Annotated in this window: 22 protein-coding genes; all 22 read left to right on the forward strand. The window is 63.1% G+C overall.

Annotation, left to right across the window (positions count from 1 at the left end; genetic code table 11):
* Positions 1-44: 44 nt before the first annotated feature.
* The 22 genes from NO934_RS13540 to nirD all read left to right on the forward strand — a co-directional run bounded on the left by NO934_RS13540 (position 45) and on the right by nirD (position 21785).
* A complete protein-coding gene (locus NO934_RS13540; protein ID WP_309160494.1) occupies positions 45-1229 on the forward strand; it encodes an aldose 1-epimerase family protein in 1185 nt (394 codons plus the stop codon).
* The gene (locus NO934_RS13545; RefSeq protein WP_309160495.1) at positions 1229-1996 is read left to right on the forward strand and encodes an SDR family oxidoreductase; all 768 of its coding nucleotides are present in this window, start codon (positions 1229-1231) and stop codon (positions 1994-1996) included. The genes NO934_RS13540 and NO934_RS13545 overlap by 1 nt, the downstream gene beginning before the upstream one ends.
* Positions 1997-2066: 70 nt before the next feature.
* Positions 2067-3020, forward strand: coding sequence for an aldo/keto reductase (locus NO934_RS13550; RefSeq protein WP_309160496.1), 954 nt, complete (start codon positions 2067-2069; stop codon positions 3018-3020).
* Positions 3021-3023: 3 nt separating this feature from the next.
* Positions 3024-3572: an amidohydrolase family protein gene (locus NO934_RS13555; RefSeq protein ID WP_309160497.1), complete on the forward strand. Its 549-nt coding sequence runs from the start codon at positions 3024-3026 to the stop codon at positions 3570-3572.
* Positions 3532-3900 carry an amidohydrolase family protein gene (locus NO934_RS13560; protein ID WP_309160498.1) on the forward strand — a complete coding sequence of 123 codons (369 nt, stop codon included), beginning with the start codon at positions 3532-3534 and terminating at the stop codon, positions 3898-3900. The genes NO934_RS13555 and NO934_RS13560 overlap by 41 nt, the downstream gene beginning before the upstream one ends.
* Complete coding sequence (locus tag NO934_RS13565; protein ID WP_309160499.1) at positions 3897-4628, forward strand: SDR family oxidoreductase; 732 nt, start codon at positions 3897-3899, stop codon at positions 4626-4628. Before NO934_RS13560 ends, NO934_RS13565 begins: the two co-directional genes overlap by 4 nt.
* Before the next feature lie 23 nt (positions 4629-4651).
* Positions 4652-5494, forward strand: a complete 843-nt coding sequence (locus NO934_RS13570) for a fumarylacetoacetate hydrolase family protein (RefSeq protein ID WP_309160500.1) — start codon at positions 4652-4654, stop codon at positions 5492-5494.
* Between the two features lie 156 nt (positions 5495-5650).
* Positions 5651-6631: a TRAP transporter substrate-binding protein gene (locus NO934_RS13575; protein WP_309160501.1), complete on the forward strand. Its 981-nt coding sequence runs from the start codon at positions 5651-5653 to the stop codon at positions 6629-6631.
* 62 nt (positions 6632-6693) lie between these two features.
* A complete protein-coding gene (locus NO934_RS13580; RefSeq protein WP_309160502.1) occupies positions 6694-7242 on the forward strand; it encodes a TRAP transporter small permease in 549 nt (182 codons plus the stop codon).
* A 1-nt stretch (position 7243) separates the two neighbouring features.
* Complete coding sequence (locus tag NO934_RS13585; protein ID WP_309160503.1) at positions 7244-8521, forward strand: TRAP transporter large permease; 1278 nt, start codon at positions 7244-7246, stop codon at positions 8519-8521.
* An 11-nt stretch (positions 8522-8532) separates the two neighbouring features.
* Positions 8533-9729 carry a CoA transferase gene (locus NO934_RS13590; RefSeq protein WP_309160504.1) on the forward strand — a complete coding sequence of 399 codons (1197 nt, stop codon included), beginning with the start codon at positions 8533-8535 and terminating at the stop codon, positions 9727-9729.
* 13 nt (positions 9730-9742) lie between these two features.
* Positions 9743-10792, forward strand: coding sequence for a LacI family DNA-binding transcriptional regulator (locus tag NO934_RS13595; RefSeq protein ID WP_309160505.1), 1050 nt, complete (start codon positions 9743-9745; stop codon positions 10790-10792).
* 13 nt (positions 10793-10805) lie between these two features.
* On the forward strand, positions 10806-11255 hold the full coding sequence (locus NO934_RS13600) for a MaoC family dehydratase (RefSeq protein WP_309160506.1): 450 nt from the start codon (positions 10806-10808) through the stop codon (positions 11253-11255).
* Between the two features lie 36 nt (positions 11256-11291).
* Positions 11292-12062, forward strand: a complete 771-nt coding sequence (locus tag NO934_RS13605) for an enoyl-CoA hydratase/isomerase family protein (protein ID WP_309160507.1) — start codon at positions 11292-11294, stop codon at positions 12060-12062.
* 7 nt (positions 12063-12069) lie between these two features.
* Positions 12070-13230, forward strand: coding sequence for a CaiB/BaiF CoA-transferase family protein (locus tag NO934_RS13610; RefSeq protein WP_309160508.1), 1161 nt, complete (start codon positions 12070-12072; stop codon positions 13228-13230).
* Positions 13227-14366, forward strand: coding sequence for an extracellular solute-binding protein (locus tag NO934_RS13615; RefSeq protein ID WP_309160509.1), 1140 nt, complete (start codon positions 13227-13229; stop codon positions 14364-14366). Before NO934_RS13610 ends, NO934_RS13615 begins: the two co-directional genes overlap by 4 nt.
* Entirely contained in the window at positions 14363-15508 is a 1146-nt protein-coding gene (locus NO934_RS13620; protein ID WP_309160510.1) for a fumarylacetoacetate hydrolase family protein, read from the forward strand. Before NO934_RS13615 ends, NO934_RS13620 begins: the two co-directional genes overlap by 4 nt.
* Positions 15509-15584: 76 nt before the next feature.
* Complete coding sequence (locus tag NO934_RS13625; protein WP_309160511.1) at positions 15585-16172, forward strand: ANTAR domain-containing response regulator; 588 nt, start codon at positions 15585-15587, stop codon at positions 16170-16172.
* 9 nt (positions 16173-16181) lie between these two features.
* A complete protein-coding gene (locus NO934_RS13630; protein ID WP_309160512.1) occupies positions 16182-17414 on the forward strand; it encodes a CmpA/NrtA family ABC transporter substrate-binding protein in 1233 nt (410 codons plus the stop codon).
* A gap of 334 nt (positions 17415-17748) precedes the next feature.
* On the forward strand, positions 17749-18984 hold the full coding sequence (locus tag NO934_RS13635; RefSeq protein ID WP_309160513.1) for a nitrate/nitrite transporter: 1236 nt from the start codon (positions 17749-17751) through the stop codon (positions 18982-18984).
* A gap of 12 nt (positions 18985-18996) precedes the next feature.
* Entirely contained in the window at positions 18997-21444 is a 2448-nt protein-coding gene (nirB, locus tag NO934_RS13640; RefSeq protein WP_309160514.1) for a nitrite reductase large subunit NirB, read from the forward strand.
* Between the two features lie 5 nt (positions 21445-21449).
* Positions 21450-21785 (forward strand): nitrite reductase small subunit NirD, encoded by a 336-nt coding sequence (gene nirD / locus NO934_RS13645; RefSeq protein WP_309160515.1) that lies wholly within the window; start codon positions 21450-21452, stop codon positions 21783-21785.
* Position 21786: the final 1 nt, after the last annotated feature.

Here is a 21786-nt window from a genome sequence, read left to right on the forward strand (position 1 = left end):
CGAGGGGCTGCCGATGGCGGCCCCGCCACTACCGAGGGAAACAAATGCCTGAGCTTTATGGACAAACCCTCAGCCGGCGGGATCTGGCGGCGCGGTCGGGGTCGCTCGGCCAGTTTGCCGGGGTGCGGCTGGTGGAGTTGACCGATGGCGTGGAGCGCGGCATCCGCATGCTGGAGTTCCGGTCGGGAACCGGCCTACGGTTCACCGTTCTGGTCGATCGGGCCATGGACATCGCCGATTGCGAATATCGCGGGCAGGCGATCGGCTGGCACTCGCCGGCCGGGTTTCGGCATCCGGGCCTGCACGAATATGAGGGGGAGGGCGGCCTGGCCTGGGCGCGCTCATTCTCGGGGCTCATGGTGACCTGTGGGCTGGACCACATCCTGTTCATGAATGAGGTGCCGGCCGACAACTACGTCTATTCCCCGAAAAAGTCGGTCAGCCATTCGCTGCACGGGCGGGTGGGCACCATACCCGCCAGGCTCACGGGCTATGGCGAGCGCTGGGATGGCGACCGCTGCTTCCTGTGGGCGGAAGGAGTGGTACAGCAGTCGGCGGTGTTCGGCGAGGATCTGCATCTCATCCGCCGCATCGAGATCGAAGTGGGCAGCGACGACATCGTGCTTTCCGACCGGGTGGTCAATCACGGCTTTTACCGAACGCCGCACATGTATTGCTACCACATCAACGTCTCCTATCCGCTGCTCGATGAAGGCGCGCGATATCTGGCGCCGATCGAGGATGTGGTCTGGGCGGCCCATGCCGGCGCCGATTACCGCAAGCAGGGCGTGGGCTACCGCACCGCACCGCCGCCGCAGCTCAATTTCCACGAGCAGGTGTGGCAGCACGAATTGGCCGCCGACGCGCAAGGGCAGGTGTCGGTGGCGCTGGTCAACGACCGGATCGGACTGGGGTTCGAAGTGGTGACACGCAAGGACCAGTTCCCCTGCCTTTACGAGTGGCAGAATTTCCAGGCGGGACAGTATGCCCTGGGGATCGAACCCTCGACGCATCACGTGCTGGGAAATCTCGCCGCCCGCGAGCGGGGCGAGATGATCTGGCTCGAGCATGGCGACGAGCGGCGCTACGATACGGTGATGCGCATCCTGCCGGACGCAGCGGCGATTTCGGCTGCCGAAACCCGTATCCGCGCCGTTTCCGGCCAGCCGCAGGATGACTACCCCGAGCCTTCGGGCAACCACAGGCCGATTGCCGGCAGGAGCGCGTAATGAAAGACCGTTTCGCTTCACTCGAAGGCAAGACCATTCTTTACACTGGGGCAGCCGGTGGACTGGGCCAGCCGACGGTCATCGAAATGCTGGGGCAGGGCGCCCGGGTCGTGGTGCTCGACAATGACGCGACCAAAATCGCGGCCCTCCAAGCTGCCGTCGGCAATGGCGATGCCGAAAGGCTGGTGATCGAAAAATGCGACCTCTCCGATCTCGATGGCCTCGCCAGGCGACTTGACGGGCTTGCCGACAGGGTGGGCGGGTTCGATGTGGTGATCAACAATGCCGCCATCTATCCGGCCAAGCCTTTCGAGGATTTCACCATCGCGGAAATCCAGATGGTGCAGCGGGTCAATGTGGATTCGGGCATCGTCTGCGTGCAGGCGGCGTTGCCGCATATGAAGCGCAAGGGCTGGGGGCGGATCATCAATATTTCCTCGATCACCTTCTCGGGCGGCTGGGAGAATTTGACGCCTTATGTTCAGTCCAAGGGGGCGCTGATCGCGCTTGCGCGATCCTGGGCGCGTGAGTTCGGCAAATACGGGATCACCGCCAATGCCGTCTCGCCGGGCGCGTTTCCCACCGATGCCGAAAAGATCCATGCCGATCCGGAAGGTTATGCCCGTTTCGTTTTGGATCACCAGGCGATCAAGCGGCGCGGCACGCCCCAGGACATGGCCGGCGTTCTCATGTTTCTCGCCTCGGAAGCTTCAGGCTTTGTCACCGGGCAGACCATCAATGTCGATGGCGGTTGGGTGATGACGTAGGCATTGCAGTTGATCTATCAGATCAATTGTGTGATAGGTCAGGTATCGTTCTCCCAACCTTGAGGAAAACATGTCTCTGGCTCGGGTCGGTTTAGGCTGCGCCAATATTGCCGGCCTCTACGCCCCGGTCTCCGCCGAGACCGCGCGTCGGGCGCTAGAGGCGGCATGGGAGATGGGCATAAGGCGCTTCGATACGGCGCCCTTTTACGGACGCGGGCTGTCGGAGCGTCGGGTAGGGGATTTCCTTCGCGACAAGCCGAAGACCGAATATGTGCTTTCCACCAAGGTCGGCCGCAGACTGGTGGCGGAAGGGGGCGCCGAAGCGGTCAAGGAGGAACCGGCTGCGCCACTGCCGTTTCAGGTCGAGTTCGACTATTCCCATGACGGGATCATGCGTTCGGTGGAGGACAGCTTTCAGCGTCTGGGGTTGACCGAGATCGATATCCTCTATGTGCATGATCTCGGCGCATTCGCCCATGGGGATGCCGCGCCGGTGCATTTTCGGACGTTCATGGATTCGGGGCTCAAGGCGCTCGAAGGGCTCAAGCGGGAGGGTGTGATTTCCGCCTATGGGCTGGGGGTGAACGAGAATGAAGTTTGCATCGACGTGCTGCGGCGGGCGTCTCTCGATGAAATCCTTCTGGCGGGGCGATTTACGCTGCTCGACCGCACTGCCGAAAGCGAGTTGCTGCCTTTGTGCCTTGAGCGCGGCACGACGATCGTTGCCGGCGGCATCTTCAATTCAGGGATATTGGCGACCGGCGCGTCCGGCGAGGCGTGTTTCAACTACGTACCGGCAAGCGCCGATATCCGACGCCGCGTCGAGGGGATGGAGGCGGTCGTCAGCCGTCATGGGATGAGCCTGGCGCAGGCAGCGCTGAATTTCCCGTTCTCGCATCCGGCGGTGTCCTCAATCCTGATCGGCACCCATAAGCCGGAAAGTCTCAGGCGCAATCTGGAATTGCTGGGCACGCGATTGCCTCAATCCATGGTCGCCGAACTCGATCCGCTGGCCTTGAGGTAATCGATGACAGACCAATCCGATATCGCGATCATCGACAGCCATTTTCACATCTGGGATCCCGACCGGGGTGATTATGGCTGGCTGACCGGTCCGTTCGCGCCGATACGAAGGGTCTTCACGCCTGCCGATTTCGCCGCCGCCGCCCAGCCGGCCGGGGTGATCGGAGGCGTTCTGGTGCAGACATGGGCGTCGGCTGAAGAGACGCGCGAGTTTCTGGCATTGGCGGAAGCCAACAGAGAGATCATGGGCGTCGTCGGCTGGGTCGATCTCTGCGCGCCCGATGTGGGTGATGTGCTCGACCAATTGTTGGCGGGGCCGGGAGGCTGCTATCTCAAGGCGGTTCGGCATCTGGTGCATAACGAGCCGGACGCGGATTGGCTCGGCCGGGCTGACGTCCGCAACGGCCTGCAAGCGGTTGCCGAGCGGGGGCTTGCCTATGATCTGCTGATCAGGGCGAGGGAAATTCCCGCTTCCATCGCGTTGGCCAAAGCGATGCCTGAGTTTGCGGCTGGTGGTCGATCATATCGCCAAGCCGGCCATCGCTCGCGGTGAATATCGACAATGGGCGGAACCGTTTGCCGGATTTGCCGAGTTGCCCAATGTCGCGTGCAAATTGTCGGGCATGGTGACCGAGGCCGATCTATCGGGTTGGACGCAGGAACAACTCGCGCCCTATTTCAACCATGCGCTGGAAATTTTCGGGCCGGATCGACTGATGGTGGGTTCGGATTGGCCGGTTTGCCTCGTGGCCACCGACTATGCGGGCGCCATTGACCTGGTCCGCAACGCCATTGCACCTTTGAGCCCGGACGAGCAGCGTGCGGTGCTTCAGACTTGCACAAAACACTTCTATAAGCTCGAACCGGGGAGCGAGACATGACTGAATTGAATGACAAGGTGGTGCTGCTGACCGCCGCAGCCCAGGGGATCGGCGCGGCCAGTGCAAGGGCGTTTGCCGCCGCAGGCGCGCGCGTTATCGCCACCGACATCAACGAAGTCGAACTCGCCAAGCTTGCGGACGTTGCCGGCATAAAAACCGAACGGCTCGACGTGCTCGACGATGCCGCCGTCACCGCGCTGGTGGCCAGGATCGGCAGGATCGATGTCCTGTTCAACTGCGCCGGCATCGTTCACAACGGAACGCTGCTGGAGATGGAGGACAAGGACCTCGATTTCGCGCTCGATCTCAACGTCAAGGCGCAGGTGCGGACCATCCGCGCCGTGCTGCCGGGCATGCTCGAGCGCGGCGACGGCGCGATCATCAACATGTCCTCGGTCGCCGGCAGCCCCAAGGGCGTTCCCAACCGGTGCGCCTATTCGATTTCCAAGGCGGCGGTGGTGGGACTCACCAAGTCGATTGCGGCCGATTACGTGACCAAGGGCATCCGCTGCAACGCCATCTGTCCCGGCACCGTCGACAGCCCCTCGCTGCAGGAGCGGTTGCGGGCCATGGGCGACTATGAGACGGCGCGGGCGGCGTTCGTCGCGCGCCAACCGATCGGCCGGATCGGCACGCCCGAGGAAATCGCCGATCTCGCCGTCTATCTGGCGGGTGCAACCTACACCACCGGCCAGATCCACATCATCGATGGCGGCTGGGTGAACTGATCCAATAAGCAGGAGTAGTAGAGATGAAATTGCTGCGCTATGGCGAGGCCGGGGCGGAGAAGCCGGGCCTTCTGGCAGAGGATGGCACGATCCGCGACCTTTCGGCCCATGTTGAGGACATCGCGGGCGAAGTGCTCTCGCCCGAGGGGCTGGCGGCGCTGGCGCGGATCGACGCCGCCAGCCTGCCGGAAGTTTCCGGAAACCCGCGCCTTGGGCCTTGTGTCGCGGGAACCGGCAAGTTCATCTGCATTGGGCTCAACTATTCCGATCATGCCGCCGAAACGGGCGCGACGGTGCCGCCCGAACCGATCATTTTCATGAAGGCCACCTCGGCGATCGTGGGCCCCAATGACGATGTGGAAATTCCCCGCACATCGGAAAAGACCGACTGGGAGGTCGAGCTTGGCGTGGTGATCGGCAAGACGGCCAAATACGTCTCAGAGGACGAAGCCATGGATTACGTGGCGGGCTATTGCGTGGTCAACGACGTCTCCGAACGCGCGTTCCAGGCCGAGCGGCATGGGCAGTGGACCAAGGGCAAATCCGCCGACACCTTCGGGCCGACCGGGCCGTGGCTGGTGACAAAGGACGAGGTTGCCGATCCGCAGAACCTCTCGATGTGGCTCGAGGTCAACGGGCACCGCTACCAGGACGGTTCGACCAAGACCATGGTCTATGGCGTCAAATATCTGGTGAGCTATCTCAGCCAGTTCATGAGCCTGCGGCCGGGCGACATCATCTCCACCGGCACACCTCCGGGCGTGGGGCTGGGGCAGAATCCCAAGGTCTTCCTCAAGGCGGGGGACGAGATGGAACTGGGGATCGAGGGACTGGGAACGCAGCGCCAGCGATGCGTCCAGGCCTAAGCCTTCGAGGGCCGCGGAAAGCGGCCCATTTCCTTGGCTTTCCCGCCGAACAATCCACAGCGACATGCCGCTGACATAATCACCTGTTGCAGAGCGCGTGCGATAATGTTAGCGCTAACGTGAACGCTAACATGTTCTTCATCAGGGAGGAAATTCATGAAGCACTATGTCGTTGGTGCCGTGCTATCGGCTGTCCTGAGCCTGGGTCTTGCCGCCCCGGCCCTGTCGCAGACCGCCACGTTCGGCGGTTCGGACGCTTTGGGCTCGCTGTACGACCGGCAGAACCGCATGTTCGTCGATCTGGTCAATGAGCGCTCCAATGGAGAGCTCACGCTCAACTTCATCGAAGGCGAGCAATTGGGCACCGACGTGCAGGTCATCGAGCAGACCATGGGTGGCGCCGTTCAATTCTACGGCGACGATTTGAGCTGGTATTCGAACTGGGTCGATGACTACGCCATCCTGGGTTGGGGTTTCACGTTCCACTCCAACGACCACATGCAGGCGTTCTTTGAGACCGACACCTACCAGACGATGGCTCAGGAGCTGATCGACGAATATGGCGTGCGCCTTCTGGCGCAGGCGCCTATCCAGCCGCGCCTGACCTTTGCCAATACGCCCATCGAAACGGCGGACGATTTCAACGGCCTCAAGATGCGCGTGCCCGAGATCCCCACCTATCTCCAGCTCTGGCAGACCCTCGGGGCCAGCCCGACCCGCGTGGCCTGGGGCGAGGTGTTCCTGGGCCTGCGCACCGGCGTGATCGAAGCGGCGGAAGGACCGGTTTCGGCCGCTTACGCCGCCCGGTTCCATGAGGCGGCGCCCTATGTGATCCGCACTGACCACATCCTTACGGCGACCCATATCCTGGTCAACGAAGCCTTCTATCAGTCGCTTTCCCCCGAGCTGCAGGAGATCTTGACCCAGGCGGCGGTCGAGGCGACGGCTTGGGCGCGCGAGCAGGCTGAAGCGGAAACCGACGACATCATCGCCACGATGGAATCGGAAGGCGCCACGGTGAGCGAAATCGATCTCGAGCCGGTGCGCGAGCGGGCTGTCGAGGCGGTCGAGCGCATCGAGGCCGAGGGGCTCTGGACGCCGGGCCTGTGGCAGTCCGTTCAGGACATGGCCGAATAAGATCGATCATGCGGCGCGGGCCTTCCCCGCGCCGCTTCAATCTGCGCCGGGAGGAGCTGGCAATGGAACTGTTCCGCAAAGGGCTACGGGTTCTCGAACGCATCGAGATCAGCATCGCCATGGCCCTGTTCGTGGTCATCGTCATCTCGATCTGTGCCCAGGTCGTCAGCCGGTATTTCCTTGGCTCGCCCCTGGTCTGGGTCGAGGAAGCCGCGACCTATGCCTTCATCTGGATCGTGTTCCTGGGCGCGGCCGTGGGGATGAAGCGGCTTTCGCACATCAAGATCGAGGCGCTTTCGCTTGCGGTTTCCGAACGGGTGCAGGGCGTTTTGCGTCTATTCGGCTTCATCGTCATGGGGTTTGTCCTCTGGCGGCTGATTCTGGCGGTTCCCGGTGTCATGAGCATCGAGGCGCGCTCCATGTCGGTGTCGCTGCCGATCGCCATTCCGCGCATGTGGTTCTATTCCATGCCCCTCTATGTCTCGGCGATCTCGATGTCGCTGACCCTTATCTATTACGCGATCGCCCAGATCATCGCGCTGGTGCGCGGCACGCCGATGACCTTCATCGACAAGACGGCCCTGACCGACGGCGCGCGCGAGGGAATCTAAGATGTCCATCGGTATCCTGCTGCTCGCCTTTATCCTGCTCATCGCGCTCGAAGTGCCTGTCGCCTTCGCGATGGTGTTCTCGGCCTTCCTTTTCATCCTGACCGGTCCGGGCCTGCCCGAGCAGATCGTCATCCAGCGTATGCCAGGCGGTCTCGACAGCTTTCCGCTGCTGGCCATTCCGCTGTTCGTTCTGGCCGGGCACCTCTTCAATCGGGCCGGAATCTCCGAGCGCATCTTCGATTTCGCCTCGGCGGCGGTCGGTCATCTCAAAGGCGGCTTGGCGCAGGTCAATATCGCCGCCTCGATCATTTTCGCCGGCATGTCGGGCGTAGCCCAGGCCGACGCGGCGGGCCTGGGCGCGGTGGAAATCCGCCAGATGCGCGAGCGCGGCTATTCCGCGCCGTTCGCGGCGGCGGTGACGGCGGCGTCCTCGATCATCGGCCCGATCATCCCGCCCAGCGTCATCATGGTCATCTATGCGGTGACCGCGCAGGTGTCGCTCACCGACCTGTTTCTTGCCGGCATCGTTCCGGGCCTGCTGATGGGCTTGTGCCTGATGATCATGGTCTATGTGCTGGTGCGCACCGGCGTGGAGGCGGCACCGCAGGCGCAGCGAGTGCCGCGCCGCGAATTGCTCCGCACCTTCCTGCGCGCCCTGCCAGCGCTGGCCGCGCCGGTGCTGCTGGTCGTGGGAATGCTCACCGGCGTTGCGACGCCGACCGAGCTTGGAGCGCTGATCGTGCTCTATGCGGCGATCCTGGGCTTCATCAATCGCGCCCTCACCTGGAAGGGGCTGCTCGAAACGCTCGCCATGAGCGCGATCACAACCGGCGTGCTGGTGTTCATCATTGCGGCGGCGTTTCCGTTCGGCTGGTTGATTTCGGTGCAGAACCTGCCCGGTATCATCGTCGGGTTCATGCAGACGCTGACGGAGAACCCGCTGGTGCTGTTGTTGATCCTCAACGTGGTGCTGCTGATCGTCGGCCTGTTCCTCGAAACGACGGCCATCATCTTGATCGCGACGCCCGCGCTGCTGCCGCTGGTGGCCGCCTATGGCATCGACCCGGTGCATTTCGGCGTCGTGATGATCCTCAACCTGCTGATCGGTTCGCTCACGCCTCCGTTCGGCGTCATTCTGTTCATCATCAAGCACATCGCACAAATCAGCTTTGGGCAAATGGTCAGAGCGATCATCCCCTTTTACCTGCCGCTGCTCTTCGTCCTGCTGATGCTCACCTTCTTTCCGCAGCTCGTGCTGTGGCTTCCCAACCTCTTTTGATGGAAACGAAAATGTCTGCCGTACTCTCCGGTTACAAGATCATCGACTGCACGATCGCCATGGCGGGGCCGTTCGCGGCCCAGCGGCTTGGCGATCTGGGCGCCGACGTGATCAAGGTCGAGCCCACCAGCGGGGAGTGGCAACGCCATGTCTCGGCCGGCGGGGCGGAGGGCAACCGGATCAACGTTTCCTTCACCGCGCTCAACCGCAACAAGCGCTCGCTTGCCGTCGACCTCAAGCGCGAGGAAGGCAAGGCGCTGCTGCGCGATCTGGTGAAGTCGGGCGATGTGTTTATCCAGAACTACCGCCCCGGCGTCGCCAAGCGGCTGGGGGTGGACTATGAGAGCCTCAAGGCGATCAATCCCAGGATCATCTATGTCTCGATGTCCGGCTATGGCGAAGACGGGCCCTATGTGAACTATCCGGGCCAGGACATGCTGCTCCAGGCGATGAGCGGGGCCATGTACAATGTCGGCCGCAAGGGCGAGGCGCCGCTCCCTTCGGGCAATTATCTCGTTGACGCCGTTACCGCCTATTCGGCCTTCGAGGGGGTGCTGGCGGCGCTGCTGCATCGCGAGCGGACGGGCGAAGGCCAGAAGGTCGAGGTGAACATGCTCGACTCGATCATCGCGCTGCAGATGCAGGAACTCTCGATCTATACGGTTGGCGGCATTCCCCAGGAGCGGTCGAACGAGCCCGACGGGCACGTCTATATCCGGGCCCCTTATGGGGTGTTCAATACCGCGGACGGCGCAGTGGCGCTGGCCTTTCCGCCGCTCAAGACCTTTGGGCAGATCGCCGATATTCCCGAATTCCTCGACATGGAGGATGGGCGGGATTCCTTTACCCAAAAGGATCTGATCATCTCCAAGACCCGCGAGGCGATGACGCGCAAAACCACTGCGGAATGGCTCAAGCTGTTCCGCGAGGCCGATATCTGGGCTGGACCGGTCTATGGCTATGCCGATCTGGTCGATGATCCGCAGGTTGCCCACAACGGCTCACTGGTGGAGTACGACCATCCGACCGAAGGCAGGATCAAGACGCCGGGTTTCCCCTATAAGTTTTCGGCCAGCCCGGCCGAAGTGCGTTTCGGCGCGCCGTTGGTGGGCCAGCACAGCACTGAAGTGTTGGCTGAACTGGGCTATGACCAGGAAACGATTGCGAGTCTCCTGGACGCCGGCGTAATCGCCAGCGAACAGGTCTAACCCAGCGAGTTCCATGGCCTCCGACACGGCCCCGCAGAACCGCCGCAAGCGCCGCACGGCCACCAGCCGTGTGACGATGAACGACGTTGCCGCGCGGGCAGGGGTGTCGGCGCAGACGGTATCGCGCGTTTTGCGGCAGCCCGAGCTCGTGGGGGACGAAGTGGCCCGCCGGGTGCGCGAGGCGATCGTCGAGCTGCAATATGTGCCCAACTCGGCGGCGAGCCAGATGGCGTCTAATCGCTCGGGCATCGTGGCGGCGATCATCCCGACGATCTCGGCCTCTATCTTCGCCGAGACCGTGCAGGCGCTTTCCGATGTTCTGGTTCCTGAAGGCTACCAGCTCCTGCTCGGCAACAACGAGTACGACCTGGCCAAGGAAGAAGAGCTGATCCGCTCATTCCTGGGCCGGGGGCCGGACGGGCTGGTGCTCTCGAGCACACATCATACCGAAGCGACCAAGGCGCTGATCGCGGGGGCCAGTATCCCCGTGGTCGAGACCTGGGACTGGGAAGACAGCCATCTCGACCTGATGGTCGGGCACTCCAACGTCCATGCGGCCCGGGCGGTGATGGATCATCTGGTCGAGCGCGGCTACCGGCGTATCGTCTTTGCCGGGGTGACCAATGCCGGCGACTTCCGTGCCAAGGCGCGTCTCAAGGGCTATCGCGCGGCGGTCAAGGCGATAGGGCTCGACACCGAACGCGTGTTGACCCTGACCGGCAAGCCGCTGAGCCTTGCCAGCGGGGCCGAGACCATGAGCCGGGTGCGCGGGGAATTTCCCGAGGCCGATGCCGTGTTTTTCTCCTCGGACGTCTTTGCCGCCGGCGCGCTTTTGCGCTGTGTGCGCCAGGGACTGAGGGTGCCCCACGATATCGCCATCGCCGGGTTCGGCGATTTCGATTTTTCCGCCCATCTCGTCCCCTCGCTCACCACCGTTTCCGTGCGCGCCGGGGAGATCGGCCGGCATGCCGCCAATCTGCTGCTGGCGCGCATGCGGGGCGAGGCCGTGCCCACGCCCCGCATCGACGTCGGCTTTGAACTGATCGTGCGCGAAAGCACGTGACCGGGATCATCCAATGAAACTTTCCGAACGCAATTATTACGAAGATCTCGATGTCGGCTACAGCTACGAGACGCCGGCCATCACCGTCAGCGAACATCACGTCCTCGGCTTTGCCGGGCTCACCGGCGATTTTGCCGATGTGCATGTGGACGAGCAGTTCGCTCTCGAAATGGGCTTCAAGGGACGCCTGGCACACGGCATTCTGGTGCTGGGGCTGATCGATGCGCTCAAGAACCGCTGTATCGTCCACTTCCACGTGGTTGCTGCGCTCAACTGGAACTGGCGCTTTGCCGGCCCGGTCTATGTCGGCGACCGTTTGCGCGCGCGCCTGACCATCGCCGAAAAACGCCTCACCAAGGCGGGCAATCGCGGCATCGTCACCCTCAATATCGAGGGGATCAACCAGAACGAAGAAACCATTCAGTACGGCACCAACCAGATCATGGTGATGTGCCGGCCTTGAGGCCCGATTTCGCCCTTCCTGCATCGGAACGTTACAATGACTGACACCGTCTCCATTGCCGCTCAAGGTCACGTCCGCATCGTGACGCTCAACCGGCCCGAAAAGCTCAACGCCGTCACCCCGGAGATGGCCGAGCGGCTGATCGCCGCCGTCAACGAGTTCAACACCGACGACGACGCGCGCTGCATCATCCTCACCGGGGCGGGTGAAAAGGCATTTTGCGCCGGCTCGGATATCCGCACGCTGGACAATTATTCGACGCCCTGGAACTTCCGCAACCGGCCCGATTATTGCGATGCGCTGCGCGGTCTCACAAAGCCGATCATCGCGGCGGTCAACGGCTATGCCTTTGGTGGCGGGCTCGAAACGGCGATGACCTGCGATATCCGTATCGCCTCGGAAAACGCCTCTTTCGCCGCGCCGGAAATCAAGCTCGGCTGGATCGGGGGCGGCGGGATGGCGGCGCATCTCAGCCATGCGGTCGGGCCGTCCAACGCGGCGCTGATGATCATGACCGGCGATCCCATCGATGCCCAGACGGCGCTTGCATGGGGGCTGGTTTCCCGGGTCGTTCCGCGCGAGCGGTTGCTGGACGAAGCCATGACGGTTGCGACGGCCATTGCCGCGCGTGCACCGATCGCGGCGGAAACGGCAAAGGTCAACCTGCGCGCCGCTTACGGCATGTCGATCGAGGATGCGATCACCTATGAGCGCGACCTGCAGACGATCTGTTTTGCGACCGAGGATGCAGCCGAAGGCCGCGCTGCCTTCAAGGAAAAGCGCAGCCCCAATTTCAAGCGGCGCTGAGACGCAAATGCACCCTTCGCACGACATGCCGCTCGATGGGCTGCTGGTGCTCGACCTCAGCCAGTTCCTCTCGGGTCCTTACGCATCCTTGCGGCTGATGGATCTGGGCGCGCGGGTCATCAAGATCGAGCGGCCGGAGAGTGGCGATATCGCCCGCTCGCTCTATCTCAGCGACACCGAGATCGGCGGGGACTCGACGCTGTTCCACGCCATCAACCGCAACAAGCAGAGCCTGGCGCTCGACCTCAAGGACGAAAAGGATCGCGAGACCCTGCGGCGGCTGATCGCAAAGGCCGACGTACTGATCCAGAACTTCCGTCCGGGCGTCATCGAGCGTCTGGGGTTGGATTATGAGCGCGTGAGGCAGATCAATCCACGGCTCGTCTTTGCGTCGATCTCGGGCTATGGCGCCGAAGGGCCCTGGTCGCACCTGCCGGGGCAGGATCTTCTGGCCCAGTCGCGTTCGGGCCTGATGTGGCTTTCCGGCGATGCCGAGCAGGGGCCGGTGCCGATGGGACTGGCGGTAGCCGACATGCTGGCCGGCGCGGCGATCACGCAAGGCGTTCTGGCGGCGCTTGTGCGGCGCGGCATGACCGGCGAGGGGAGCCATGTGGAGACCAGCCTGCTCGAAGTGCTGATCGATCTGCAATTCGAGGTGCTGACCACCCATCTCAACGATGGCGGTCGGCCGCCCAGGCGAGCGGAAAAGAACAGTGCGCACGCCTATCTCGCGGCGCCCTATGGGGTTTACCGCACCGCCGACGGCTATCTTGCCCTGGCGATGACGCCGCTGGGCAAGCTTGCCGATCTCATGGACCTGCCGGCGCTCGCAGCCTATCGCGATGAGCCGCGGGCCTGGTTCACTGAGCGCGACGCCATCAAGGGCATCATCGCGGGCGTTATTGCGGCGCGGCCGACGCAGGAATGGCTCGATCTGTTCGAGCCGGCCGACATCTGGTGCGCCAAGGTGCTCGATTGGCCGCAATTGCTGGCCCATGAGGGTTTCCAGCACCTCGAAATGCTGCAGAAGCTGGGGCGCGACGACGGCATTTCGATCACTACGACACGCTGCCCCATCCGCATAAACGGCAAACGGGCGCTCACCGACCGGGCGGCGCCCAGGGTGGGCGAGCATTCGCGCGCCATCAGGGAGGAATTCGGTCTATGACCATAACGCTCAAAGGGATGACCTGGGATCATCCGCGCGGTTACGACCCGCTGGTTGCGTGCTCGGACCTCTACCGCGCCCGCACAGGTGTGGAGGTCCAGTGGGAAAAGCGCAGCCTGCAGGATTTCGAGTCCTATCCCGTGGAGGAGTTGGCCCGCGCCTATGACCTCATCGTCATCGACCATCCGCATGTGGGGCAGGTGGTGGGCGAGAACTGCCTTGCTCCCCTCGATGTGCCCGAGCGCTCGGAAGAACTCGATGCACTGGCTGACGCTTCGGTGGGACCATCTTTTCCGAGCTATGCCTGGAAGGGGCGGCTATGGGCGTTGCCCGTCGACGCGGCCTCGCAGGTTCAGGCCTATCGTCCCGATCGTGTCGATGGTCCGGCGACTGATCTTGACAGCGTCATGGACTTGGCGCGGGAGGGGCGCGTGCTGTTGCCGCTCAAAGCGCCGCACGCGCTCATGACGTTTTACTCGTTGGCGGCCAATATGGGCGTGCCTTGCGCGGCCGGAGATGGCTTTATCGCGCGGGACGATGGCATCTCGGTGTACGAGACCCTGGCCCAGCTCGTTTCGTATATCAATCCGGTCAATTTCGATCTCGACCCGATCGATGCGCTGGAACGGCTGGCGCGCGCCGATAGCCGGGAAAGCTTGAGCCCGTATGTTTTCGGTTACGTCAACTACGCCCAGGACGGCTTCCGCGATACGCCGGTCCGCTTCGCCGATGTTCCAGCCGTGAATGGAGCCGGGCCGCGCGGGGCGGTTATCGGAGGAACCGGCATGGCGGTTTCGGCCTATTGCCAAAACCGCGAGGCTGCTATCGATTTTGCGTTCTGGATCACCAGCGCCGAAGTGCAGGCAGGCCCCTACGCCCAAGCCGGTGGGCAGCCGGGGCATCGGAAAGCTTGGGAGAGCGAAGCCGTCAATGCGCCCGTTCACGGATTTTTCCGCGATACGTTGAAAACGCTCGATCAATCCTATCTCCGTCCCCGGTTCGATGGCTATATGCCCTTCCAGGACACTGCCTCGCGCCGCCTCAGCGTTGCGTTGGCCAATGGCGAAAGCGCCGGGGTGGTGATCGACGCGCTTTGCGCGCTCTATGACGATTTTGCCAAGGAGCACCTGTCATGACTTTTCTCGAACCCGGACTTTATCTCGGTCGTGTGCAGATGCCGGGGGGCGGATATCCGCGCGTGGTCACCATTCGGGACGGGCAGCTTGTCGACATCACGTCATCGGCGGCGCCGACGGTGCGCGATATCTGCGAGGGTGGAGACCCGGCAGCCTATGTGCGATCCGCTCCGGGGGAAGCGATCGTTGCGCTCGACGCGGTGATGGCCAATGCCGTTGCCAAGGAAAAGGACGCAAGCCTTCCCACCCTGCTCTCGCCCGTGGACCTGCAGGCAATCAAGGCTTCGGGGGTCACGTTCGTGGTCAGCCTGCTCGAGCGGGTGATCGAGGAGCAGGCCAAGGGCGATCCGGCCAAGGCCGACGCGTTGCGCGGGGAGATCCTGACCCTGATTGGCGAGGATTTGTCGCAACTGGTTCCCGGTTCGGATGCGGCGATGGCGGTCAAGGCCAAGCTAGTCGAGAAGGGCGTCTGGAGCCAGTATCTGGAAGTGGGGATCGGGCCCGATGCCGAGATCTTCACCAAATGTCAGCCCATGGCCAGCGTGGGGCACGGGGCCGAGGTGGGATTGCACCCGATATCGACCTGGAACAATCCCGAGCCCGAGGTGGCGCTGATCGTCTCCTCACGCGGCGCCATTGTCGGCGCCACGCTGGGCAACGACGTCAATCTGCGTGACGTGGAGGGCCGCTCGGCGCTGCTGCTGGGCAAGGCTAAGGACAACAACGCATCGGCGGCGCTGGGACCATTCATCCGTTTGTTCGAGGGCGATTTCACCATCGACAGCGTCAAGGCGATGGAGGTGGGACTCGAAGTAAGGGGCGAGGACGGGTTCGTGCTCACCGGTCACTCCTCCATGAGCCAGATTTCCCGTACGCCGGAATCGCTGGTGGCTGCGGCGATCGGCGAGCATCACCAATATCCCGATGGGCTGGTGCTTTATCTGGGCACCATGTTCGCCCCGGTCCAGGACCGGGACGGCGCCGGCAAGGGTTTCACGCACAAGCTGGGCGACGTGGTCACCATCTCGACCCCGGCGCTGGGAGCGCTGGTCAATACCGTCAACCTCTCCACCAATTGTGCGCCATGGACCTATGGCCCTCGGCAGTTGATGGGCGATCTGGCCAGGGCTGGCCTGCTCTAGTGAACGAGGGCGCGGCCGATTTGCCGCGCCTTTAGCCCGATTGCCGGATGATCGAAATCCCGCCATAAGGTGGGGAATGCCGCAGACGCTTTCGATTTTGGTGGTCGACGACAATCGCATCCGCGCCTCGATCATCGAGGATGGGCTGCGCGAGGCCGGCCATGCGCATGTGCACGTCATCACCGAAATCAACGAGGTGGCGGCTCGGATCGGCGAGATCGCGCCCGATGTGGTGATCATCGACCTCGAAAATCCCAATCGCGACATGCTCGAGCATTTCTTTGCGCTGTCACGGGCGTTGCAGCGGCCCATCGCCATGTTCGTGGACAAGGCTGATCCGGGCTCCATCGAGGCGGCGGTCGATGCGGGCGTTTCGGCCTATGTGGTCGACGGGCTGCGCAAGGAGCGGGTCAAACCCATTCTCGATATGGCCATCTCGCGCTTCCGCGCCTTTTCGCGCTTGCGGGAGGAACTGGCCGAGGCGAAGTCCGAGCTTGAGAACCGCAAGGCGATCGAAAAGGCCAAGGGTATCCTGATGCGGACCCGGGGGCTTTCCGAGGATGAAGCCTATGCCCTGTTGCGCCGTACGGCCATGAACCAGAACCGCAAGATTGCCGAGATCGCGCAAAGCCTGATCACGGCGGCCGGACTGCTCGAACCCTAGGAGGCGCGCTTGGGACTGACACCCATCACCATCGGCTATGTCCCGCTGCTCGACGCGGTCGTGCTGATCGCTGCCCAGGAGCAGGGGTTTGCCGAGGCCGAAGGGCTCGAATTCGATCTGGTGCGTGAAACATCCTGGGCCAACATCCGGGACCGCGTGGCGATCGGGCATTTCGACCTTGCGCATATGCTGGCGCCTATGCCGCTCAGCGCCAATCTGGGGCTCACGCCACTCGATGCGCAGATGATCGCGCCCATGGCGCTGGGGCTGGGCGGCAATGCGGTGACGGTTTCCAACGCGGTCTGGGAGCAGATGCGGGGGGCGGGCGCTGGTCCGGGCGTCGATGCGTGGCAGGCCGGACTTGCGCTCAAGCGTGTCATTGCTGCGCGGGCGAAGAACGGGTCGCCGCGATTGCGGCTGGCGGTCGTCCATCCTGAGAGCGGGCACAATTACGAGTTGCGCTACTGGCTGGCGGCTTCGGGGATCGACCCCCGTCACGATGTCGAAATCGTCATCGTCCCGCCTTCGTTTCAGCCCGATGCCTTGGCCGCCGGGCGGATCGACGGCTATTGCGTGGGCGAGCCCTTCAATTCGGTCGCGGCGGCGCGCGGCACCGGGCGCATCGTCACCACAAAGTCTTCGATCTGGCGCTCCAGCCCCGAGAAGGTGCTGGGGACACGGCTGCAATGGGCCGAACGCTATCCCGAACGGCTCGGCGCGATCTTGCGAGCGGTGACGCGGGCGGCCCGCTGGAGCGGGGATCCGGCCAATCGCGAAGCGCTCGCGAGGATGCTGGCGCGTGAGGACCGGCTGGGTGTTTCCGATGCGATCCTGATGCGGGCGCTGACCGGCGATCTGATGCTGGGCGGGGGCGAAAATCTCAAGGTCGATGACTTCTTCATTCCCTACGAGCGGGCAGCGAATTTTCCCTGGCAGAGCCACGCACTGTGGTTCTATGCTCAGATGGTGCGGTGGGGGCAGGTGAGCCATAGTGTAGGCAATGCACAGATCGCCGCCCGGACCTATCGGCCCGATCTCTACCGCGCAGCGCTCGCCGGCATGGGCATGGCGGTGCCGTCCGCCAACGCCAAAATCGAAGGTGCCCTCGTGGAACCAACGGCGCTGGGGGCGCAGGAGGGCATGCTGACGCTGGGCCCGGACGGGTTCTTTGATGGGACGCAGTTCGATCCCGATGAACTCGATGCTTATATTGCTGCGCAATCAGAACTGCCCGCACAATAAGCGCTTCGCAATCACTGCGTAAATTTTGGGCGGATTGCTTCGGCTTTGACCGTCATCGTCGCGGCGCGGCTTCAGGTCCGGCAGAGTGGTTTCCCACTAAGTTATTGGAATTGCTCGACCGAGGAGTGAGTGGGGCAACTGGCACGGTTCGTGCAAGACTGAAATCGAAGCGCGCTTAGCGCTGTGAAATAGGCGTCCAATGGCGGGCGCTGCAATTTGGCAACGTCGCCAACCTTTCGAGGCAACCGTCCCTGCGGGGCGGCATGGTCTTGGCTGGTTGGCGGCGTTTTTGTTTTGGCACGAACCGGACCCACACATCCGAATGGAGAGCGAGATGACCTCACCGATGCCCGATACGGGGACTGCTCCCAACGCCGGCCGCGCGCTGTCGCTGTCGACGATCGCCTTTACCGTCTGCTTTGCCGTGTGGACGATCTTTTCCATCATCGGGGTGCAGATCAAAGACCAGTTGGGGCTCACCGAGGCCCAGTTCGGTCTTTTGGTCGGCACGCCGGTTCTAACCGGTTCGCTGATCCGGCTCCTGCTTGGCATCTGGACGGACCGGTTCGGCGGGCGACTGGTCTATACGCTCACAATGCTGGCATCCGCCGCTGCGACTGCGCTGCTGGCGTTCGCGCAAACCTATGAGCAGATGCTGGTTGCCGCGCTGGGCGTGGGCATCGCCGGCGGTTCGTTCGCGGTTGGGGTGGCCTATGTCTCCCGCTTCTATCCGGCGGGCAAGCAGGGCACCGCGCTGGGCATTTTTGGAGTCGGCAATGTCGGCGCCGCGGTCACCAAATTCGCGGCACCCTTCGTGATGGTGGCGCTGGGCTGGCAGGCCGTCGCGTTGGTGTGGGCGGCGGTGCTGGCCATCATGGCGGTGGTGTTCTGGTTCAGCACCGAAGACGATCCCGTGATCGCGGAGCGGCGCGCGTCGGGGGGCAAGGGCCGCAGCCTTGCTGAGGAATTCGCGCCGCTCAGGAACCTGCAGGTCTGGCGCTTTTCGCTTTATTATTTCTTCGCCTTCGGCGCCTTTGTCGCGCTTTCGCTGTGGCTGCCGCGCTACCTCATCGAAGTCTATGGCTTCGATATCCAGACCGCCGGGATGATCGCGGCGTTCTACTCCATTCCCGCGTCGATCTTCAGGGCCTATGGCGGGCACCTTTCCGACCGCCACGGCGCGCGCACGGTGATGTATTGGACGCTGATCGTCTCGGCGGCCGCCACCTTCGTTCTGTCCTTCCCACAACTTGGCGCGGCCGGCTTTATCGCCGTCGCTTTCGTGCTCGGCTTCTTCATGAGCCTGGGAAAGGCCGCCGTCTACAAGCATATCCCGGCCTACTATCCTGGCTCGGTCGGTGCCGTTGGCGGGCTGGTGGGGATGATCGGCGGACTGGGCGGTTTCGTCCTGCCCATCGCCTTTGGTGTGCTCAACGAGCGCACGGGCATGTGGACGAGCTGCTTCATGCTGCTGTTCGCCATTGTCCTTGTTTCGCTGGTCTGGATGCACCTCTCGGTGCGCAGCATCGACCGCCGTACGGCCCAGGCCGTCCCAGTAGCCGCCGAATAAAAGAGTATCATCATGACTGAAAGACTCGTCGTCATTGGTGCAGGCATGGCCTCGGGCCGCATGCTCGAGCACCTGTTCGAGGCCGATCCTCAACGCTATCAGGTGACCCTTTTCGGGTCCGAGCCGCGCGGCAACTATAACCGGATCATGCTTTCCCCGGTGCTCGCGGGGGAGAAGACCTATCAGGAGATCGTGACCCACGACGCGGATTGGTACACGGCCAATGGGGTGGACTGCCGGTTCGGGCAGACGGTGACCCGGATCGACCGCGCCGCAAAGACAGTGCACGCCAATGGTGTGGAAACGCCATATGACAGGCTGGTGATCGCCACCGGCTCGGCGCCCTTCATCATTCCGGTCGCCGGCAAGGATTTGCCGGGAGTGGTTGCCTTCCGCGATCTCGACGATGTGGAAACGATGATTGCCGCGGCGCAAAAGCCCGGCTCACGCGCCGTGGTGATCGGCGGCGGGCTGCTGGGCCTTGAGGCTGCCGCGGCGCTGCGCAATCGCGGCATGGAGGTCGTGGTGCTGCACCTTATGGGGCACCTGATGGAGCGCCAGCTCGATCCGGCGGCCGGCTACCTGCTGCAACGCGAGCTCGAAAGCCGGGGCATCACCATCCACTGCAAGGCGCAGACCAAGGCCATACTGGGCGAGGACCGCGTTGAAGCCGTGCTGCTCGAGGACGGGACGGTCTATGATGCCGATATCGTCGTCATGGCGGTGGGCATCCGCCCTGAAACCCGCATCGCCACCGATGCGGGGCTGCATGTGGAGCGCGGCATTGTCGTGAGCGACCAGATGCTGACCTCGGATCCTGATATTCTCGCGTTCGGCGAATGCGTCGAGCATCAGGGCGTTGTCTATGGCCTTGTCGCTCCGCTCTATGAGATGGCCAAGGTGGCAGCCAGGACGCTCACCGGAACGCAAGCGGCCTTCGCTCCGGTCAAGACGGCCACTCAGCTCAAGGTCACCGGCGTCAATCTCTATTCGGCCGGCGATTTCGCCGATGCCGAGGACCGCGAGGAGATCGTGCTGCGCGACGCCGCTGCCGGTGTCTACAAGCGTGTCGTGCTCAAGGACGACCGTATCGTGGGCGCCGTGCTTTACGGTGAAACCGGCGATGGCGCCTGGTTTTTCGATTTGTTGAAGCGCGGCGAAGACATCACCTCGATGCGCGACACGCTCATTTTCGGCCAGGCCTATCAGGGAGGGGCCGAGCTGGACCCTATGGCGGCCGTTGCAGCCTTGCCGGATGATGCAGAAATCTGCGGCTGCAACGGCGTATGCAAATCGGCGATCACCGGCGCGATCGCGGGCAAGGGGCTCAAGAACCTCGACGATGTGCGGGCCCACACCAAAGCCTCGGCAAGCTGCGGCTCGTGCACGGGACTGGTGGAAAAGCTGCTCGCCGCTACGCTGGGGGACGCCTACAATCCCGCCGCGATCCAGCCGGTTTGTCCTTGCACCGATCTCGGTCATGACGAGGTGCGCAGGCTGATCGTCGCCAAGCAATTGAAGTCCATTCCGGCGGTCATGCAAGAGCTCGAATGGAAGACCTCCTGTGGCTGCGCCAAGTGCCGGCCGGCGCTCAACTACTACCTGCTTTCGACCTGGCCGGGTGAGTACGAGGACGACAATCAGAGCCGCTTCATCAACGAGCGGGTGCACGCAAACATCCAGAAGGACGGCACCTATTCGGTCGTGCCGCGTATGTGGGGCGGGATCACCAATCCTCGCGAATTGCGAGCAATAGCCGATGTGGCCGACAAGTTCGCCATTCCCACCATCAAGGTGACGGGCGGCCAGCGCATCGATCTGTTGGGGGTCAAGAAGGAGGACCTGCCAAGTGTTTGGGCGGACCTCAATGCGGCCGGCATGGTCTCGGGCGCCGCCTATGCCAAGGGGCTGCGCACCGTCAAGACCTGCGTGGGATCGGACTGGTGCCGGTTCGGAACGCAGGATTCGACCGGGCTGGGGGTGCGGATCGAAAAGTTCATGTGGGGAAGTTGGACGCCGGCCAAGGTCAAGATGGCGGTGTCGGGATGTCCACGGAACTGTGCGGAAGCGACCTGCAAGGATGTGGGCGTGGTTTGCGTCGATTCAGGCTACGAAATCCACTTCGCCGGGGCGGCGGGGCTCGACATCAAGGGCACCGAAGTGCTCTGCCACGCCAAGACCGAGGACGAGGCGCTGGAGATCATCGTGGCGCTGGTTCAGCTCTATCGCGAGCAGGGGCGCTATCTCGAACGCATCTACAAATGGGCCACGCGGGTCGGGTCGGATTCGATCAGGGCCAATATCGTCGAGGACGCCGAAAAGCGCCGGTATTATTTCGACCGTTTCGTTCATTCCCAGAAGTTCGCGCAAGTCGATCCGTGGGAAGAGCGGGTCAACGGCAAGGACGCCCATGAATTCGCCGCCATGGCTGAATTCGGTTTCCCCCAGGCAGCGGAGTGAGCGCGATGAGCGAGTGGATCAAGATCGGGCATCTTTCCGATATTCCCCTCCGCGGCGCGCGGTGCATCAATACGCCTATCGGGCGGATAGCCGTGTTCCGAACCGCGACCAACGAGGTCTATGCCATCGAGGATCGCTGCCCGCATAAGGGCGGGCCTCTGAGCCAGGGGATCGTGCACGGGGCCCAGGTGACCTGCCCCCTGCACAATTGGGTGTTTTCGCTCGAAACGGGACAGGCACAGGGCGCCGATGAGGGACAGGTCCGCACCTTTGCGCTCCGGCGCGAGGGGGAGGCCATTCTGATCGACGCCAATATCGCGCTGGCGGTGGCGGCCGAGTGAG

Origin of the sequence: Pelagibacterium sp. H642 (genome assembly GCF_031202855.1) — a bacterium.
Classification (GTDB): Bacteria; Pseudomonadota; Alphaproteobacteria; order Rhizobiales; family Devosiaceae; genus Pelagibacterium.

Bases quoted from the DNA above. Each gene is read 5' to 3' on its own strand.
- NO934_RS13575 (WP_309160501.1), top strand. From the start codon at position 5,651: ATGAAGCACTATGTCGTTGGTGCCGTGCTATCGGCTGTCCTGAGCCTG.
- NO934_RS13590 (WP_309160504.1), top strand. From the start codon at position 8,533: ATGTCTGCCGTACTCTCCGGTTACAAGATCATCGACTGCACGATCGCC.
- NO934_RS13555 (WP_309160497.1), top strand. From the start codon at position 3,024: ATGACAGACCAATCCGATATCGCGATCATCGACAGCCATTTTCACATC.
- NO934_RS13580 (WP_309160502.1), top strand. From the start codon at position 6,694: ATGGAACTGTTCCGCAAAGGGCTACGGGTTCTCGAACGCATCGAGATC.
- NO934_RS13585 (WP_309160503.1), top strand. From the start codon at position 7,244: ATGTCCATCGGTATCCTGCTGCTCGCCTTTATCCTGCTCATCGCGCTC.
- NO934_RS13550 (WP_309160496.1), top strand. From the start codon at position 2,067: ATGTCTCTGGCTCGGGTCGGTTTAGGCTGCGCCAATATTGCCGGCCTC.
- NO934_RS13605 (WP_309160507.1), top strand. From the start codon at position 11,292: ATGACTGACACCGTCTCCATTGCCGCTCAAGGTCACGTCCGCATCGTG.
- NO934_RS13635 (WP_309160513.1), top strand. From the start codon at position 17,749: ATGACCTCACCGATGCCCGATACGGGGACTGCTCCCAACGCCGGCCGC.
- NO934_RS13620 (WP_309160510.1), top strand. From the start codon at position 14,363: ATGACTTTTCTCGAACCCGGACTTTATCTCGGTCGTGTGCAGATGCCG.
- NO934_RS13540 (WP_309160494.1), top strand. From the start codon at position 45: ATGCCTGAGCTTTATGGACAAACCCTCAGCCGGCGGGATCTGGCGGCG.
- NO934_RS13625 (WP_309160511.1), top strand. From the start codon at position 15,585: ATGCCGCAGACGCTTTCGATTTTGGTGGTCGACGACAATCGCATCCGC.
- NO934_RS13600 (WP_309160506.1), top strand. From the start codon at position 10,806: ATGAAACTTTCCGAACGCAATTATTACGAAGATCTCGATGTCGGCTAC.
- nirD (WP_309160515.1), top strand. From the start codon at position 21,450: ATGAGCGAGTGGATCAAGATCGGGCATCTTTCCGATATTCCCCTCCGC.
- NO934_RS13570 (WP_309160500.1), top strand. From the start codon at position 4,652: ATGAAATTGCTGCGCTATGGCGAGGCCGGGGCGGAGAAGCCGGGCCTT.
- NO934_RS13610 (WP_309160508.1), top strand. From the start codon at position 12,070: ATGCACCCTTCGCACGACATGCCGCTCGATGGGCTGCTGGTGCTCGAC.
- NO934_RS13595 (WP_309160505.1), top strand. From the start codon at position 9,743: ATGGCCTCCGACACGGCCCCGCAGAACCGCCGCAAGCGCCGCACGGCC.
- NO934_RS13615 (WP_309160509.1), top strand. From the start codon at position 13,227: ATGACCATAACGCTCAAAGGGATGACCTGGGATCATCCGCGCGGTTAC.
- NO934_RS13545 (WP_309160495.1), top strand. From the start codon at position 1,229: ATGAAAGACCGTTTCGCTTCACTCGAAGGCAAGACCATTCTTTACACT.
- NO934_RS13565 (WP_309160499.1), top strand. From the start codon at position 3,897: ATGACTGAATTGAATGACAAGGTGGTGCTGCTGACCGCCGCAGCCCAG.
- nirB (WP_309160514.1), top strand. From the start codon at position 18,997: ATGACTGAAAGACTCGTCGTCATTGGTGCAGGCATGGCCTCGGGCCGC.